This window comes from Candidatus Chlorobium masyuteum (assembly GCF_011601315.1).
GTDB lineage: Bacteria > Bacteroidota > Chlorobiia > Chlorobiales > Chlorobiaceae > Chlorobium > Chlorobium masyuteum.
In genome coordinates this window covers 342,007-357,998 of sequence record NZ_JAAORA010000001.1, presented here as the reverse complement: position 1 = coordinate 357,998, position 15,992 = coordinate 342,007, and the positions used below count along the sequence as shown (strand labels likewise).

13 protein-coding genes are annotated in these 15,992 nt (G+C 49.6%); 7 read left to right on the top strand and 6 right to left on the bottom strand.

Annotated features, from left to right (window positions below):
- The first annotated feature begins 12 nt into the window (after positions 1–12).
- From hisA to G9409_RS01525, 4 genes are read left to right on the top strand one after another with little or no spacing between them, the layout of a single operon-like run.
- Positions 13–783, top strand: coding sequence for a 1-(5-phosphoribosyl)-5-[(5-phosphoribosylamino)methylideneamino]imidazole-4-carboxamide isomerase (hisA, locus tag G9409_RS01540; RefSeq protein WP_166807123.1), 771 nt, complete (start codon positions 13–15; stop codon positions 781–783).
- Between the two features lie 57 nt (positions 784–840).
- Positions 841–1,440, top strand: a complete 600-nt coding sequence (gene scpB, locus G9409_RS01535) for an SMC-Scp complex subunit ScpB (RefSeq protein ID WP_166807122.1) — start codon at positions 841–843, stop codon at positions 1,438–1,440.
- Positions 1,441–1,461: 21 nt separating this feature from the next.
- Positions 1,462–2,205, top strand: coding sequence for a pseudouridine synthase (locus G9409_RS01530; RefSeq protein ID WP_166807121.1), 744 nt, complete (start codon positions 1,462–1,464; stop codon positions 2,203–2,205).
- Between the two features lie 33 nt (positions 2,206–2,238).
- On the top strand, positions 2,239–4,275 hold the full coding sequence (locus tag G9409_RS01525) for a ComEA family DNA-binding protein (protein WP_235923207.1): 2,037 nt from the start codon (positions 2,239–2,241) through the stop codon (positions 4,273–4,275).
- Between the two features lie 22 nt (positions 4,276–4,297).
- Here the strand turns inward: G9409_RS01525 and G9409_RS01520 are convergent, their stop codons facing one another.
- A complete protein-coding gene (locus G9409_RS01520; protein ID WP_166807120.1) occupies positions 4,298–5,251 on the bottom strand; it encodes an L-threonylcarbamoyladenylate synthase in 954 nt (317 codons plus the stop codon).
- An 18-nt stretch (positions 5,252–5,269) separates the two neighbouring features.
- A complete protein-coding gene (locus G9409_RS01515) occupies positions 5,270–5,941 on the bottom strand; it encodes a diacylglycerol/polyprenol kinase family protein (RefSeq protein WP_166807119.1) in 672 nt (223 codons plus the stop codon).
- Between the two features lie 370 nt (positions 5,942–6,311).
- Here G9409_RS01515 and G9409_RS01510 point away from each other — a divergent pair, with 370 nt between their 5' ends.
- From G9409_RS01510 to G9409_RS01500, 3 genes are all read left to right on the top strand, one after another.
- Positions 6,312–7,871, top strand: coding sequence for a Ppx/GppA phosphatase family protein (locus G9409_RS01510; RefSeq protein WP_166807118.1), 1,560 nt, complete (start codon positions 6,312–6,314; stop codon positions 7,869–7,871).
- Positions 7,834–9,738: an aminodeoxychorismate synthase component I gene (pabB, locus tag G9409_RS01505; protein WP_166807117.1), complete on the top strand. Its 1,905-nt coding sequence runs from the start codon at positions 7,834–7,836 to the stop codon at positions 9,736–9,738. The genes G9409_RS01510 and pabB overlap by 38 nt, the downstream gene beginning before the upstream one ends.
- A gap of 135 nt (positions 9,739–9,873) precedes the next feature.
- Positions 9,874–10,332, top strand: coding sequence for a hypothetical protein (locus tag G9409_RS01500; protein WP_166807116.1), 459 nt, complete (start codon positions 9,874–9,876; stop codon positions 10,330–10,332).
- 154 nt (positions 10,333–10,486) lie between these two features.
- Here the strand turns inward: G9409_RS01500 and nth are convergent, their stop codons facing one another.
- From nth to smc, 4 genes are all read right to left on the bottom strand, one after another.
- Complete coding sequence (nth, locus tag G9409_RS01495; RefSeq protein ID WP_166807115.1) at positions 10,487–11,122, bottom strand: endonuclease III; 636 nt, start codon at positions 11,120–11,122, stop codon at positions 10,487–10,489.
- Positions 11,123–11,194: 72 nt separating this feature from the next.
- A complete protein-coding gene (gene nusB, locus G9409_RS01490) occupies positions 11,195–11,689 on the bottom strand; it encodes a transcription antitermination factor NusB (protein WP_166807114.1) in 495 nt (164 codons plus the stop codon).
- 10 nt (positions 11,690–11,699) lie between these two features.
- The gene (locus G9409_RS01485) at positions 11,700–12,401 is read right to left on the bottom strand and encodes an HAD family hydrolase (protein WP_166807113.1); all 702 of its coding nucleotides are present in this window, start codon (positions 12,399–12,401) and stop codon (positions 11,700–11,702) included.
- 20 nt (positions 12,402–12,421) lie between these two features.
- Positions 12,422–15,958 (bottom strand): chromosome segregation protein SMC, encoded by a 3,537-nt coding sequence (gene smc, locus G9409_RS01480; RefSeq protein ID WP_166807112.1) that lies wholly within the window; start codon positions 15,956–15,958, stop codon positions 12,422–12,424.
- Positions 15,959–15,992: the final 34 nt, after the last annotated feature.

Below are 15,992 nucleotides of genomic sequence, written 5' to 3'. Positions count from 1 at the left end.
AGAGGTGCATGTATGTTGATCATTCCAGCCATAGATATCAAAGAGGGCAAGTGTGTCCGGCTTACCCGAGGTGACTTTAACCAGAAAAAAATCTATCTCGACAATCCCCGCGACATGGCGATTATCTGGCGCAAGCAGAATGCCAAGATGCTCCATATCGTCGATCTTGATGCCGCCCTTACCGGTGAGATGACCAATTTCGAAAAGATCCGCGAAATTGTTACCGATCTTGACATTCCTGTTCAGGTTGGCGGAGGTATCCGTTCTGTCGATGCTGTAAAGCGTTACCTTGATATCGGCGTCAGCCGGGTGGTTATCGGTTCAGCAGCAGTTACCGACCCTAAACTGGTTGAGAGGCTGATGAAGATATACCGGCCATCCCAGATAGTTGTCGGCATTGATGCTGAAAACGGCATCCCGAAAATCAAGGGCTGGACGGAGAGCAGCGGCCTTAAAGATTTTGATCTCGCTCTTCGGATGAAGTCGATGGGCATTGAGCGGGTGATCTATACCGACATCTCCCGTGACGGCATGATGCAGGGATTCGGATATGAAAGTACCAAAAGGTTTGCCGAGCGGGCAGGAATGAAAATTACTGCTTCCGGAGGTGTAACCAATGCCGAAGATATGAAGCGGCTTATTGAGTTGCAGCCATACGGCGTTGATTCGGTTATTATCGGCAAGGCGCTCTACGAATGCAATTTCCCCTGCCAGGAGTTGTGGTATGCCTTTGAAGAGGGCATTACTCTGGATCACAATTTTTCGACAGCCCGGAAAAAATAGTTCCGTTTTTTTTGAGGAGCTCCCCATCCTCTTTTCCAACAGGGATAACAGAAAAACGTGCATAATCCGGACCAACAGTTTCAGCAGCAGATCGAGGCACTCATTTTTGCCTCTGAAGAGGCCGTTACCATTCAGACCATTCGGCAGATTACCGGCAGGGAGTTTGATTCGGCAGGGTTGCAGATAATTATTGATCAGCTCAACTCCGAGTACGAGTTTACAGGAAGGACATTTCGCATTCACCGGATTGCCGGTGGTTATCGATTTCTTTCAACTCCCGAGTTTGCTGATACGATAAAAAAACTGCTTGCCCCGAAAATTCAGAGACGGCTTTCCCGATCAATTCTTGAAGTTCTTGCCGTTATTGCCTATAATCAGCCGGTGACCCGAGCAGAGATTCAGCAGATCAGAGGGGTGAGTCCGGAATATGCACTGGATCGGCTGCTGCATCGGGGATTCATTGAGGTTCGCGGCAGGGCGGACACTCCGGGCAAACCGCTGCAATACGGAACAACCAAAGATTTTCTGGATCTCTTTCACCTCTCATCATTAAAGGATCTGCCGAAGCTGCGCGAGATCCGTGAAATTCTTCAGGAGAACGAGGAGCAGGAGTATCTTGCCCGGCCTGACGGGCAGGAAAACGTTTTATCCGATTAAAGGGGATACGATTATACCAATATGAAAAACAGTACGAAAAGTGAAGAGGTCAGAATTAACCGCTTTCTGGCTTTATGCGGAATCGCATCCAGAAGGGCTGCCGACCAGCTTGTTCTGGAGGGGCGCGTTATGGTAAATGGTACCGTGATTACCCAGCCCGGCACAAAGGTTAACCCCGACAAGGATGAGGTTATTGTGGATGGCCAGAAGTATGCACAGCCCGAGAGCAGAAAGGTCTATATCCTTTTCAATAAGCCCCGGAACGTCATCTCCACAAGCAGTGATGAGAAGAGCCGGGAGATGGTTCTTGATTACATTGATGTCAAGGAGCGGGTTTTTCCGGTAGGTCGTCTTGACCGAAAGACTACCGGTCTGATTCTTTTGACCAACGACGGAATGCTGGCCAATAAACTCATGCACCCTTCGTCAAACGTAAAAAAAGAGTATATTGCGGTATTGGGAGAGAAATTCCCGGCAAGCATGCTGCCTCAGCTGACCGGAGGCATGCGCCTGAAGGATACCGGTGAAAAGGTCCGCCCGTGCAGGGCGAAACTGCTTGAAGAGGGCCTGCAGGTACTTTTGAGTATTCACGAGGGGAAAAATCATCAGGTCAGGAGAATGTTCGAGACCCTCGGTTATGAAGTTAAAAGGCTTGAACGGGTGGCTTATGCAGGGTTGACTATCGGCGAACTTCGCAGGGGAGAGTGGCGCTATCTGAGTCGCAATGAGGTACGGGAGCTCTATAAACTTGCGGAAAGCCCCTGAGCCGGTTTTATCAATGAATAAAACCTCATGGTCATGAAATTTCAGATACCTCTTCAGAAACATCATGCCATGAGGGTTATGATGTTTATTCCCCTTTTTCTTCTTCACACTGTTTTCTCCCGCCCCGGTTTCAGTTCCGGCAATGATCTTCAGGAGCTCATCGACAAGGCCGAATCCGAAGGCAATATCGAGCGCCTGATTGAGGTGATTGAAGAGCTGAAAAAAAACCGAATCTCTCTTAATGATGCCGACGCGAGTGAACTTCGTCAGTTGCCATGGTTGACGGCGTCCGACGTCAATGCTATTCTTGCCCGTCGCCGACAGAAAGGAGCGTTTCTTCTTGCTGAGGAGCTTGAGCCTGTTATCGGACAAGAGAAAACCGCTGCTATTGCGCCCTATATTTTTGTAAAAGCAGTACGTTCGAGGCGTAAAATCGAACAGAGAGAGGGATTTAAAGGAACACTGTACAGTCGTTTTTTTCAGGAGACAACCGAGAGGGCAGGAGTTAGTAACGGTAATTACCGTGGAGGGAACAGCAAACTCTACAACCGGATGCAACTCTCAGTCCCCCGTGTCAACGCCAGTATCGTTCAGGAAAAAGATATAGGAGAAGCGGACCTTGCTGATTATACCTCAGTAAGTATCAATCTGCACGATGCCGGGATTATTAAGAGTGCTGTTCTCGGCAACTATACACTCAATGTCGGCCAGGGGCTGCTCATCGGCCAGGGGCGGTATTTTTCAAAAGGGTCCGATCCTGCAGGAAGTGTCAGGCTGTCGTCAAAAATTTTGCAGCCCTATGCTTCGAGTTCAGAATACGGTTTCTTTCAGGGGGGCGCGGCGACCCTGAAGCTTGATCCATTGGAGATAACCCAGTTTTACTCGATAAACCGGGTTGATGCACGTATCAACAGCTCCGGCCTTATCTCCAGTTTTGATGAAGCGGGCTATCATCGTACCGAACTTGAGGAGAGCCGCAAGGATAATGTCACTGAAACCGCTGTTGGAGCAAACCTGCGCTATCACTTTAATACAGGGAGTTTTCGTGGTCTTATAGGAGGCAGCATGCTCTACTACAGCTACTCCGAACCGATTGCACAGCTTGATCCTGATGGAACGGGCTCAAGGATCTCCTCGTCGAGCATCTACAGTCTTGAAACTGATTGCTCACTGGGAAAGGTATCTCTTTTTGGAGAGACAGCTTTTTCTGAACGTCCTGCAGATCTCTCCTGGACGGCGGGTCTGGAGTATGAGTTGCTCCGGGGAGTCACTACGGTGGCAGCGTTGCGGCGCTATGGTGAGCATTACTTTTCTCCTTTTGCCGGTGCATTCGCTGAAAGGGGCAGCGGTGCTTCAAACGAGGATGGATACTATTTTGGAATCAGTGCCGAGCTCAGCAAGCGGGTTACTCTCGGAGCCTGTTATGATCGCTTTACCTTTCCATCTCTGAGTGGTGATTCGGATTATCCCTTCTCTTCCACCGGACATGACCTGAGAGGGTTTGCTTCATGGAAGGCTTTTTCGCCCGTAACCCTGAACCTGCAGCTTCAGGAGAAGTATAAGGAGGAGGCTCGTCTCCAGAGTCCGCAAGGATCATCCGGTGTCTGGACAGCACTTCCTGTCAAAACAAGCCGGGCACGGCTTGATTGTGAAATCAGCCCCTCTCGACGCATCAGGTTCAGGAGCCGGGGAGAGGTTAAAAAAATAGTGAACAGGTTTCTTGCCGGAGATGAAACATTTTATGGATGGCTGGTTTATCAACAGATGCATGTTGAAACCGGCCGTTTGGTCTTCAAGGGGCGGTTTACTCTTTTTAATACTCAAGATTATGATGCGGCACTCTATGCAGCCGAAGATGATCTTCCGCTGACCTCCAGCCTCGGGGTTTATGACGGGCGGGGAAAATCCCTCTATTTAGTAGCGCTGTGGCAGGTTATGAAACAGATGAAGCTGGGGGCAAGATTCGAGAAGAGCTGGTATTCAGACCGTACGGTTTACAGCAGCGGGTACGACCTTCGTGCGACCAGTGCTCCGGGGTCAATCCACCTTGGATGCATGCTCTCATTTTGAGCGGAGGCACTCTTACTTTTTCCTACCCTGATTCCTTGCCGGCAGCTCTGGTAAGCCGGTCCCTGATTGCCCGGCCCAGGCCTTCCGGCGAAGGGAGTTCACAGTAGATCACCCTGATTCCTTCGGCATCACACAACCGGAAAAAACGGAACAGTTCCCTGCCATACTCTTCCGGACTGATGCAGTGCCTGGCAACCCTTACTCCTTCGGGTGGAGGTGCTATGCCTATATAGGCTGAATCCGGTGCGGCAGTTATCGGGTCAAGCGGAGTGCAAAGTACTATTGATGCTTTTGGCGCATAGTGCAGATATTTCAATCCGGGGCTTTTTGGGCGGCTCTCTTTTCCGGTTCCGGTATTCAGAGTGATGCCTGGAACAACCTTCTGCAACGCTTCAAACGTTATAGCTCCGGCCCGTAGCAGGACAGGGGAGGGTCCCGAACAGTCAACAATGGTCGATTCCAGTCCGATGGGGCTCTCTTCTCCCTTCAGGATGCATGAAATCCTTCCGTCAAGATCATTGAAAACGGACTGCCAGCTTGTAGAACTTGGGAGACCGGAGATGTTTGCTGAAGGAGCGGCTACAGGGCCGCAGGCGAGTCGAAGAAACTCCCTTGCAACCGGATTAGCCGGGCAGCGCACCCCTACGGTATCGAGACCTGCTGTGACGATGTCGGGGACGGATTGCTTTTTTTTAAGTACGAGAGTCAGTGGACCGGGAAAAAAACGTTCAATAAGTTTTTCGGCGCTTTCATTGATCTCTGAGGCTACATCATAAAGCTGTTTGAGGTTGTATATATGCACGATCAGGGGGTTGTCACCCGGCCGGCCCTTGGCCTGAAAGATTTTTCCAATCGCTTCCGGATGGCAGATACAGGCGCCAAGACCGTAAACGGTTTCCGTCGGAAAGGCCACTACACATCCCGAATTCAGAATGCGGGCGGCTTCTTCAGTTGAGTCAGTGAGGATGGTCTGCATGGTATTCTGCAATGAGAGCTAAAGGCCGATGGAAAAAAATGCCAACGTTCCCGGCAGAAAGAGCATATAGCAGAGCGTTCCGAATGTTGCGCTGACAAGAGGTATGGAAAGGTTATCATCAATTCTGAAACTGCCAATCCGCAGAACAAAAGACTCTGTTACCGTTGCCACTAAAGCCATGGCAAATCCGATACCGGGATTGATCTCGGGAATGAGCTTCATGATCATAAGAGCAGAGAGAAAAAAAGCCATACTTCCTTCAATGCTTTTCTGGCCGAACCGGTGTTTTCCGAAAGCTTTTCCGATAATGGCCGCAAGGGTATCGGAGACGGCAACCATTGAAAATGCGGCTATGGCTATGATTTTTGGAAAAAAAAGAACCAGAAGCAGTGCCGACATGGTAATGCAGGTTGCCCCGTTCAGATGGTTTTTTTCTCCCTTGATCTCATGCGTTCTCAGCATGGAGTCAAACGTTTTGTGATACCATTTCGATACCGGTGGTACAAAATTTTTCAGGAGATCGACCAGAAAGAAGCCGGCAAAAAGCGGCAGAAGCAAAAGAAGTGCAAGCTCCCTGGTGATAAAATAGTAGATCACCGGTATGGAGAGGGAGGAGAGGTGAATAGCTTTGCGTGCGACTTCATAACGAAGTTCAAGCCGGTCGATTTCTTCCTTGTTAACAGGTGCCATGTAAAAGTCTTGAAATAGTAATAATTAACCGGTACACTGGACGTTATCCGGCACAGGCAGGAATATACACCGAAATCTTCAAACCATTTTCAACGCAAAAGCGAGTACCTCCTGCGGAAGTTTTATTTTGCCGTTTTTCAACAACAAGAGAAGGACCAAAAGGAGTTCAGGGAGAGCAGGGACAAAGAGAAATAGTACGAATAAACATATACGCGTTGAATTGGCAATCTTTTTATTGTTGTACACTGTTGTCCGCTTCTGTCCACCATTTCTTCGTCAACCGTGTCCACTTTCCCACTCTTCAACTCCGAAATTGCTCTAATTCTTGTATTTTGTTAGCGCTTCAATAAATCGTGACAAGGCCAACGGTATGACGAATGAAAAAATCAGGGTAGCCGCTATTGATCTCGGCACCAACTCTTTCCACATGATTATTGTTGAAGAGAGCAAGGGGAAGGGAATTGTTGAGATTGACCGGGTCAAGGATATGCTCTGTATTGGAAAAGGCAGTATCTCAACGAAAATGCTCGATGAAGAGGCTATGCTTTCGGGTATTGCTACTCTCAGGAAGTTTCTTGTACTGGCCACTCATCATGGCGTTGCATCCGAGAACGTTATTGCCTTTGCTACCAGTGCCATTCGGGAAGCTAAAAATCAGGGTGATTTTCTCCGGCGTATCAGGGAGGAAACGGGTATAAAGGTTAAAGTCATCTCCGGCAGGGAAGAGGCTGAATTTATCTATTACGGGGTACGTAACGCCGTGAAGATTGGTGAAACTCCGGATCTTCTCTTTGATATTGGTGGCGGTTCCGTTGAATTTGTCATTGCTGATCAGCAGGGTGTACGGCTGCTTGAGAGCCGTAAAATAGGCGTTGCCAGAATGCGTGAGCGGTTTGTTCTCTCAGACCCGATTGATTCCGGCGATATCAAACTGCTTGAACAGTTTTTTGCAGCAGAGATGGTCTCTGCCGTCAACAGAGCGGCTGAACTGAATGTATCCAGAGCCATTGCATCCTCGGGAACAGCCCAGAATATTGCCCGCATGATCCGCTCGGTGAACGGTCTTGAGAGCGAAGTATCACTGAACAACAGCGCCTTTACCAGGGAGGAGTTTCTTGGACTCTACCACAGAGTGCTGCCGCTCAACGCCGTCAAAAGGCGAAAAATGACCGGCCTTGATGAAAAGAGGGTTGATCTGATTGTGCCGGGTCTGATTCTTGTTGATATGATTTTCAGACTGTTCAATATTGAAGAGATTGTCATATCCGATTATGCTCTTCGTGAGGGGATGGTTCTGCACTATCTCAGGCATCGCCTGGAGAGCGAAATTCATGAGGGTATGATTCCGGGACAGGATATCAGAAGGGAGAGCGTTTATGAACTCGGCTTCCGATGTGACTGGAACCAGGGGCATGCCGAGCAGGTGGCAGGACTCTCTTTGCAACTGTTTGATACGCTTGCCGCTCAGCACCAGCTTGAGGCGCCATACCGTGAACTTCTGGAGTACGCATCGCTGCTTCATAATATCGGGACCTTTATCTCCATCTCTTCGCATCACAAGCACAGCCAGTATATCATCATGAACGGGGAGTTGCGCGGGTTTTCCCCTTCGGAAATCGAGATTATCGGCCATGTTGCCCGTTTCCATCGCAAATCCCCTCCTTCCGAAAAGAACATGGCTTACAGTATGCTCAAGCCGAAACACAAGCGTGCCGTTGATGTGCTTTCAGGTATTCTCCGTCTTGCCAATGGACTTGAGCGGGGGCATCGCCAGAATGTAGAGTCGATTGAAGCAGAAGAGAAGGGCAAGGGGATTACGCTCTACCTGAAAACCCGTGTTGAGCCCGAAATTGAAATCTGGGCCGCCGACCAGCTCAAACCATGGCTGGAAAATGTTTTACAAAAAAAAATCACTATTGCTGTGCTCTGACGGCAAAGGGATTGCCACTCTCGAGCAACTTGCCGCTCTGTTGTCAAGGGATGGTTCGATCTGGCTGGAATCCGCTTTCTGTAATGGAGATGAGGGCGGGGCGCGGCTTTTTTACGATCCGCTGGAGATTGTAGAACTCAACTCACTTTCGGATATCAAACCCTTTTTCAGAAGGCTCGAAAAAAAACTTGATGAAGGTTTTTTTGTCGCAGGCTTGATGAGTTATGAGGCTGGGTACGGGTTTGAACCGGCAATTTTTCCCGACCGGGAAGCAAACCTCCCCCCATCCCCATTGGCCTGGTTCGGTGTCTACCGGGAGCCCTGTCGTCTATCTGCCGAACAGGTAGCGCAGCTCTTTTCTGAATCTGCCGGGCCGGGTGAGGCTGCCGCCCTTTCTGATCTCACCTTCAATCTTTCAGGGGAGCAGTATACCACCACAATCCGCAATATCCGGGAGGAGATAGCCGCAGGAAATCTCTATCAGGTGAACTTTACCGGACGTTATCGATTCTCTTTCGATGGGGAGGTTCCGCTGCTTTTTTCCCGTTTGCGATCCTTGCAGCCCTCATCATATACCGCATGGCTCAATTATCGGGAGCGCATCACTCTCTCTTTTTCACCCGAGCTGTTTTTCAGGCGGAGCGGCCCGGTTATTGAAACCATGCCGATGAAGGGTACCGCTCCGAGGGGCAGCTCCGGGGAGGAGGACAAAACCCTCAGAGAGCGGCTTGCACTTTGTCCGAAAAACAGGGCGGAGAATCTCATGATTGTTGATCTCCTGCGCAACGATCTCGGACGGATATGCCGGCCGGGTTCGGTTGAGACCGGTGGACTCTTTGTGACCGAAACATGGCCGACCCTTCATCAGATGGTTTCAACTATTCGTGGTGAAGAGCGAGAGGATGTCGGGTTGTATGAGCTTTTCAGGGCACTCTACCCTTCAGGATCAATAACCGGAGCGCCCAAAATCAAGGCGATGAAAGTGATCCAATCCCTTGAGCCGGATCCAAGGGGAGTCTACACCGGAACGATCGGTTATATCACTCCGGAGCGGGATATGCTTTTTAATGTGGCGATCCGTACGCTTGAACTTTCCGGAACAGAAGGCGTATATGGTTCCGGCAGCGGAATTGTCTGGGATTCCGATCCGGAAGAGGAGTACCGCGAGTGCAGGCTAAAGGCGAAAATTCTTCAGGCCTCCATGAACAGGGATATGCTGCTGTTTGAAAGCCTGTTATGGGCCGGACGCTATCTCTGGCTTGATGAGCACCTTGATCGAATGGAAGCATCGGCAAGTGCGCTCGGGTTTCTTTTTGACCGGAGATCGGCACGTACATTGCTCGGCAGGCTTGAAGCGGAGTTATCCCTATCCGGCAACCGCTTCAAGGTACGGCTCAATCTATGCGCCGAAGGAGTGTTCAGCGCCGTTCATGAGCCGGTTGCACAGCATACTCTGGCGGGGCCGGTACGTCTCGCTCTTGCCGCACACCCCGCAGACTCCTCAGAGCCTCTGCGCTACCATAAAACCACGGAAAGAGAGCTCTATGACGGCTATTTTGCTCTTGCCCGGAAAAAGGGCTTTGATGAAGTACTCTTTCTTAATGAGCGAAAAGAGGTCACTGAAGGAGCAATCAGCACTATTTTTATCCGAAAAGGAAAGCAGTTCTTTACTCCTCCGATTCAATCAGGGATTTTGAACGGTATTTTTCGCAGCTACTTTCTCACTACCCGACCATGTTCCGGTGAAAAAGTACTCACGCTCAAGGATCTGAGGGATGCTGATATGGTCTATATCGCAAATTCAGTTCGCGGTTTGAGACCTGCGGTTTTCAATGGCGATGAAATTCTCTTGCAGACGAAGGGTTGATGCTGCCGTTAAAGAGCTGTATATTACTGTATGCTAATACTATAAAAAGGGAGAACTCTTTGTTTTCGTGAGCTCCACCCGCGATGGAAGAACACATAAATTCGCTATTCCCGAAACATTTTACCGATTCCCACAATGCGTGACCACACTCCTGACTTTACCATGCATGAGCTCTCCGGTGAAAACAAGGCGCTCATCCGGAACACCGTTCAGCAGCTCTTCGAAAAGCTTTCCGGTGACGGCAAGCTGACCGGCGATACCCTGCTTGAGTTCTGGGTGGAAGTTCCGGGCCAGAAACGACCACGGGGCACATTCAGCGGTGGTTTTCTGATGCCGGACAGTTATATTTATATCAGCGACTACTTTCAGCCGGATGCAACCTCACTCAAGCCGGGAGGAGACTATAAGGTGAAAGGGGTGGATCTTGACAAGGTATGGGATGATCTGCTTGATGAACTTTTCTATCAGGTTGAGATCTTTACCTCACCGGTCTTTCCGGCAAAAGGTGTAACGCTTGAACTCTGGGCAGGCAATCGGCAGCGCCCGGAAGGCGAGTGGGTTTACGCTGTTGACCGGAAGATAGAGCTGCACTGAAGAGATTCTTGATTTTGAATTCCGGATTTTGGATTGAACTGTAGGGGCAAACCTGTGTGTTTGCCCTGCTATTCGTCCTTGCAGTCCCTGTAGTCGTTTTGGTCCTTTCCTCGATTTTTCAATTCAGAATCAAGAATTTTCAATTCAAAATCATTTAGCTCTGCAACCGGGCATAATCGCAAACAAAGGAGAGCGGGCAGCTTGGGCATTCGGGTTTTTTTGCCTTGCAGGTGTAGCGTCCGTGCAGCAGCAGATAGTGATGAAAGTCAATAACCCAGGCTTCGGGGATGATTTTCATCAGTTCAGTTTCGGTCTCCTCCACTTTCCCGGTCTTTACCAGTCCGATCCTGTTTGAAACGCGGTGAACATGGGTATCGACCGGCATGACTGCCTGATGAAATGCATTACTCAGCACAACATTGGCTGTTTTTCTTCCTACTCCGGGAAGGCTTTCAAGCGCAGCTCTTCTATCAGGAACTCTGCCTTCGTATTCGTTGACCAGAATCCTGCTGACTTCAAGGATGTTTTTTGCCTTGTTGTTGTAATAGTTGATGGAGCGTACGAGGTTTTTGACCCCGTCAAGCTCCATGCGGCTCAGCGATTTGGCATCCGGAGCTACCCTGAACAGTTCACGGGTAATGACGTTGACCTGCCGGTCGGTTGACTGGGCGGCAAGAATGGTTGCTATCAGCAACTGAAACGGGTTCTCAAAGTTGAGCTCGCTTTTCGGGTTCGGGTATCTGCTTCCAAGCACCTCTTTCAGCAGGACGATTTTTTCTTTCGGGGTCATACGCGCCAACTCTCAAAAACAAAATCTTTCATAAGTGCAGTAAATCATGAACGTCCCCCTTCTTCTTTCCCGTCACCCCTCAATCTCCGGTTTCTGAACTTTAGCAGTTGAGTGGTCAATAAGTCCGCGGCCGTTTTTATGGACTTTTCCTTCAGCTTTCAGTTCATTGAAAATTGCGTCAAGAATCCCGTTGACAAACTTGCTGCTCTTGTCGGTGCTGGTGAATTTTTTTGCGATTTCGATCGCTTCATTGATCGAAACCTTGGGGGGAATATCCTCGCAGTAGAGGATTTCAGCAAGAGCCATGCGGAGAATGTTCTTGTCGATGATAGCAATACGGCTCATATCCCAGTTAAAAGTATGCTTGGCGATATAGCGGTCAATCTCCTCGCGGTTCTCCTTGATGCTTTTCAGGAGCAGATTGAAAAATTTCATGGCGTTGGCATCATCAAGGATCTCCTGCGTTAAAAGCCATCCGGCAGCAGAGTCTATATCGGTCTCTCTGATTTCTATGGTATAGAGTGCCTGTAAAATCTTTTCACGGATTTGTCGACGGTAGGTCTTCATAAAAGAGCAATTAGTTGATTTTTGTTCGGAGTATCTCACTGATAACAAGATCGGTCTGGCATAAGTTTTCCAGTACCACATCCGGTTTGTGTTTTTTCAGTTCACCTGCTGAATAGGTTCCGGTGGCTACGGCAATTGACTTCGCATTGTGCGCTCTGGCGCAGGCAATGTCATGTTCCGTATCGCCGATAATGATGACATCATCATCTGAAAACCTCCGTCCTGTAATCCGGTATGCTTTTTCAACAGCGACCGGAGGCAGGGCGTTACGGCTCTTTGCGTCATCGGCAAATGCTCCGAACGGAAAATAGTGGTCTATATAGGGGAGGCGCAGTTTGTGGCGTCCCGATTCCTCAAAATTTCCTGTCAGAAGACCGAGCATCAGTTCTGATCGGACCGAAAGCTCATCGAGCAGTTCCCGGACACCCTCCATCAGGGTGACATCTTCAGGTTTGGCCAGATCCCTGAACATCTCGATATAGGTTGCCTTTGCCAGCTCAAACTTCCCTGTAATATCATCTTCGCTCAGTCCGGCACTCTGCAGCACTTCATACATAATGACACTGTCCATCTTGCCTGCAAAGTTATGTGTACCGGTACTTCCTTCAGTGCCGTATACCTCTTTAAGCGCATCACCAAGCACACTCCGGTTGATCCTGCCTACCGATAGCAGCGTTCCGTCAATGTCAAATAACACCAGTTTCTTGAGCATCTCCTTTTCCCTTGGCTTCTTCAGTTTCTGATATTTTCCAGCCGGACGGGAATCAGTTTTGATACCCCTTCCTCTTCCATGGTGACCCCGTAAAGAGCCTGGCATGAAGCCATGGTTTTTTTGTTGTGCGTAACAATAATAAATTGGGTGTTATTCTCAAATTTTTTCAGGAGTTTAATGAACCTTCCGACATTTGCATCATCCAGCGGAGCATCCACTTCGTCAAGAATGCAGAACGGACTCGGTTTTACCAGGTAGATGGCAAAAAGGAGCGAAAGGGCGGTCAAGGCTTTCTCTCCTCCGCTGAGCTGCTCGATTGAGAGCGGTTTTTTGCCTCTCGGTTTGGCCACAATTTCGATATGAGCTTCAAGAGGGTCTTCACCGGCATGAATGATCAGATCCACTTCATCTTCGGGATCAAAGAGCTCATGAAAAATCGTGATAAAGTTTTTCCGCACTTCCCTCCAGGTTGCTTCGAATTTCTCAAGGGCGGTCTTGTTGATCTCATCGATGGTTGTGCGAAGCTGTGTTTCAGCGCTGAGCAGATCCTCCTTCTGCTCTGTCAGGAAGTCAAACCGCTCTTTCTCTGTTTCATACTCTTCAAGCGCAAGCTCATTGACGGCTCCGAACTGTTCCCGTTGTCTCAGCAGCTGTTCAAGTTTTTCTGCCGCTTTTTTACGGTCAAAAGCGTTGTCAACGGCAGGTGGACTCATGAGGGCCAGATCACAATCATGTTTCAGCTGCACGGCAGTGAAGAGGTGGTCAAGTGATTGATCGAGCTGTGAGCGCTCCTGTAAAAGTGCCGAGAGGAGCTGCATGCCTACATCATGTTTCCGGCGAAGATCCCTCAGCTGGCCAAGGGTCTCATGATGCTGTGCCTGGCGTTCCCTGTATGCCGATTCAAGCTCGTTAAGTTTTTTCTGTTCTCCGGCAGCGAGAATGCGAAGCGAGTCGAGCTGTTTGCTCAGTTGATCGGAAGCACCACTGCCCAGGCTTATCTCTTTTTCTGAACTCTCCTTTTCGGCCCTCATCTTGCTGATCTCGTCATGCAGCGTCGTAAGTCTCTGGTCGGCAGCGGCTATGTTCAGCTTGAGCTTTTCAAGTTCGAGCAGCCCATCCTTATACCGGCTCTGGCGGGTCTGGACCTCCCTGCCAAGTTCATGGTAGCGGTTTTCAAACGAAGTAAGGCTCTCCTGCAGTTTCCGGATAGTATCTCTGATAAGCCGCCCTTTCGCTTCACTATCGGTGATTGATGGCAGCAGCTTTTGCAGTTCAGTGTCGCAACTGTTTTTCTGCTGGATAAGTGACTCGATTTCACGCCCGGTCAGCTCTGACTCCTGTTTCATTCCGTTTTTTTCAGCATCCAGCCGTGCAGCACTTTTTTCAAGAGCACCGAGCTCTGACTCAAGCCGCTCAATGTCGCGGCGCTGTTCCGCCGTTTTTATTGAGCCGAGTTCCTCGCGCAGAATCCGGAGACTCTCCTCCTCCTTCTGAATGGTTTTCTCAATTGCGGTAACCTCTTTTTGCAGTCGTTCACGTTCCGATTTTTTACCTAATCGCAACCCTTCGCTGTTTTTTGAGCTTCCGCCGAAGAGGACCCCGCTGCCGCTGAATTTTTCCCCCTCAAGCGTGACAAATGAGCAGTCAGGATACTGCAGTGCAAGGGTTTCGGCCTCCTGGAGGCTCTCGGTGATGTAGCTTTTGCCCAGTGCAAGGCAGAGGGCGGCTTGCAGCTCCGCCGGACAGTCGATAACGTCGAGCGTTTTTTCTGCGCCGCTGAGTGCTTTGTACTCACCGGCGGCCGATCCGCCAACAAGATCAAGGACCAGAAAATGAACTTTACCCTTGTCCGATTTTGCAAGGTTTGCAATTCCCTCCCTGGCCTCACTGAGCGAGCGGCAGACATAGTAGTTTATGCTTTCTCCCAGCGCTGCATTGACTGCTTTGCGGTAACGGTCGTCAAGAGAGAGAAGATCGGAGATGCAACCAAGGCCGGCTTTACCGTTTTTCTGCTTTTCAAGGAAAGCGAGCCCTTCAGGCATCCCTTCAAAGTTATCCAGCACGGAATTGGCAAGCAGAATACGGTTATGCAGTTTGTCGCGTCCGTCCCGGCGGAGCAGAAGGGCCTCTCTTTTTTCTTCGATCCGTGCATTTATGCTCTCGCGGTGCTCCAGAAGCCGGCTCTCCCGTGTTTTTGCTTCGCCAAGTTCGTTCTGTTTGCGGTTAATCTCTTCTGAAAGCCGGTGGTCACTTTCGGCCGCTTCTGCCAGTTTTTGCAGAATGGTCACTTTTTTTGTTTCAAGCCGCTCAACCGAGGTGCGCAGATGCTCTTTTTTTGATTCGAGACTTCGTTTCGTCAGGGCAAGCTGATTGTCGGCACTCTGCTGTTCTGCACTTCTTCTTCGTTCTCTCGAAAGTTCATCCCTCTCCCGGCGCAGTGTCCCGTCAAGCCGGTCGTGTTCATCAGCCAGGCTTGTAAATGCATCGTAGAGTTCGGAACAGCTCTCTTCACAGGGGACTCTCTGCTGCAGCAGCTCGTTTTTGAGCCGTTCCTGTTCACTGATATTCTGCTCTTTTTCAGCGATGATTACCGCTGATCGTGCTATGATCGATACCAGATTTTTTTGATGCTCTTCATGCTGGAGGAGCTGTTTTTCAAGCAGGTGAATCTGCTGATTCAGCTCGTTGAGTGATTTTTGTGTTTCAGAGAGCGTAGTCTCTTCCTGAAGCAGACCCAGTTCACGCTCCTGGGTAACGCTGTCCTCTGTGGCGATTTTTGCTGCACACTCGTGATTCCGCAGCTCCTCCTCCCTGATTCTTTGCCGCATGGGCTCAAGCTTTTCGCGTAACTCCTCCATGGAAAGCCATGAGAGTGCCAGATCAAGCTCGCGGATCTCCTTTTTCAGCTCCCGCAGTTTCTCTGCTTTCCTTACCTGGAGTTTCAGGCTCCGTACCTTTTTTTCAACTTCAGCCAGCACATCATCCACCCTTGACAGGTCACGAGATGCGCTTTCAAGCAGTTTGAATGTCTGTTTTCTGCGCTGTTTGTAACGGGTAATACCGGCGGCCTCTTCAAAAAGCTTGAGCCGCTCCTCGCTTTTATTGCTGATGATCTCTTCAATCATCTTCAGCTCGATAACCGAATAGGCATCGCTGCCCATGCCGGTATCGGTAAAAAGATCGAGAATATCCTTGAGGCGGCAGGGGACCTGGTTTAACAGGAACTCACTCTCTCCGCTCCGGTAAATACGGCGGGTGACGGTCACTTCGGTATACTCGATCGGGAGCACATTTTTTGTGTTCTCAACAGTGATCGAAACTTCGGTGAGACTGAGCGGCTTGAGGTTTTTCGATCCGTTGAAAATAATGTTCTCCATTTTTGCGGATCGGAGAAGGGATGATTTCTGCTCGCCGAGAACCCAGCGCATTGCATCAACAACATTGGTCTTGCCGCATCCATTGGGGCCGACAATTGCTGTAAGTCCCTTGTCAAAGCTTATTCTGACCTTGTGAGCAAAGCTTTTGAAGCCGAAGAGTTCAATTTTGGAAAGGTACATCTGAACAGTGAGGGTTTGGCAATCTCGATTCAGG

Bases quoted from the DNA above. Each gene is read 5' to 3' on its own strand.
- G9409_RS01500 (WP_166807116.1), top strand. From the start codon at position 9,874: ATGCGTGACCACACTCCTGACTTTACCATGCATGAGCTCTCCGGTGAA.
- pabB (WP_166807117.1), top strand. From the start codon at position 7,834: ATGTTTTACAAAAAAAAATCACTATTGCTGTGCTCTGACGGCAAAGGG.
- nusB (WP_166807114.1), bottom strand. From the start codon at position 11,689: ATGAAGACCTACCGTCGACAAATCCGTGAAAAGATTTTACAGGCACTC.
- hisA (WP_166807123.1), top strand. From the start codon at position 13: ATGTTGATCATTCCAGCCATAGATATCAAAGAGGGCAAGTGTGTCCGG.
- G9409_RS01530 (WP_166807121.1), top strand. From the start codon at position 1,462: ATGAAAAACAGTACGAAAAGTGAAGAGGTCAGAATTAACCGCTTTCTG.
- G9409_RS01515 (WP_166807119.1), bottom strand. From the start codon at position 5,941: ATGGCACCTGTTAACAAGGAAGAAATCGACCGGCTTGAACTTCGTTAT.
- G9409_RS01525 (WP_235923207.1), top strand. From the start codon at position 2,239: ATGAAATTTCAGATACCTCTTCAGAAACATCATGCCATGAGGGTTATG.
- smc (WP_166807112.1), bottom strand. From the start codon at position 15,958: ATGTACCTTTCCAAAATTGAACTCTTCGGCTTCAAAAGCTTTGCTCAC.
- G9409_RS01485 (WP_166807113.1), bottom strand. From the start codon at position 12,401: ATGCTCAAGAAACTGGTGTTATTTGACATTGACGGAACGCTGCTATCG.
- nth (WP_166807115.1), bottom strand. From the start codon at position 11,122: ATGACCCCGAAAGAAAAAATCGTCCTGCTGAAAGAGGTGCTTGGAAGC.
- G9409_RS01520 (WP_166807120.1), bottom strand. From the start codon at position 5,251: ATGCAGACCATCCTCACTGACTCAACTGAAGAAGCCGCCCGCATTCTG.
- G9409_RS01510 (WP_166807118.1), top strand. From the start codon at position 6,312: ATGACGAATGAAAAAATCAGGGTAGCCGCTATTGATCTCGGCACCAAC.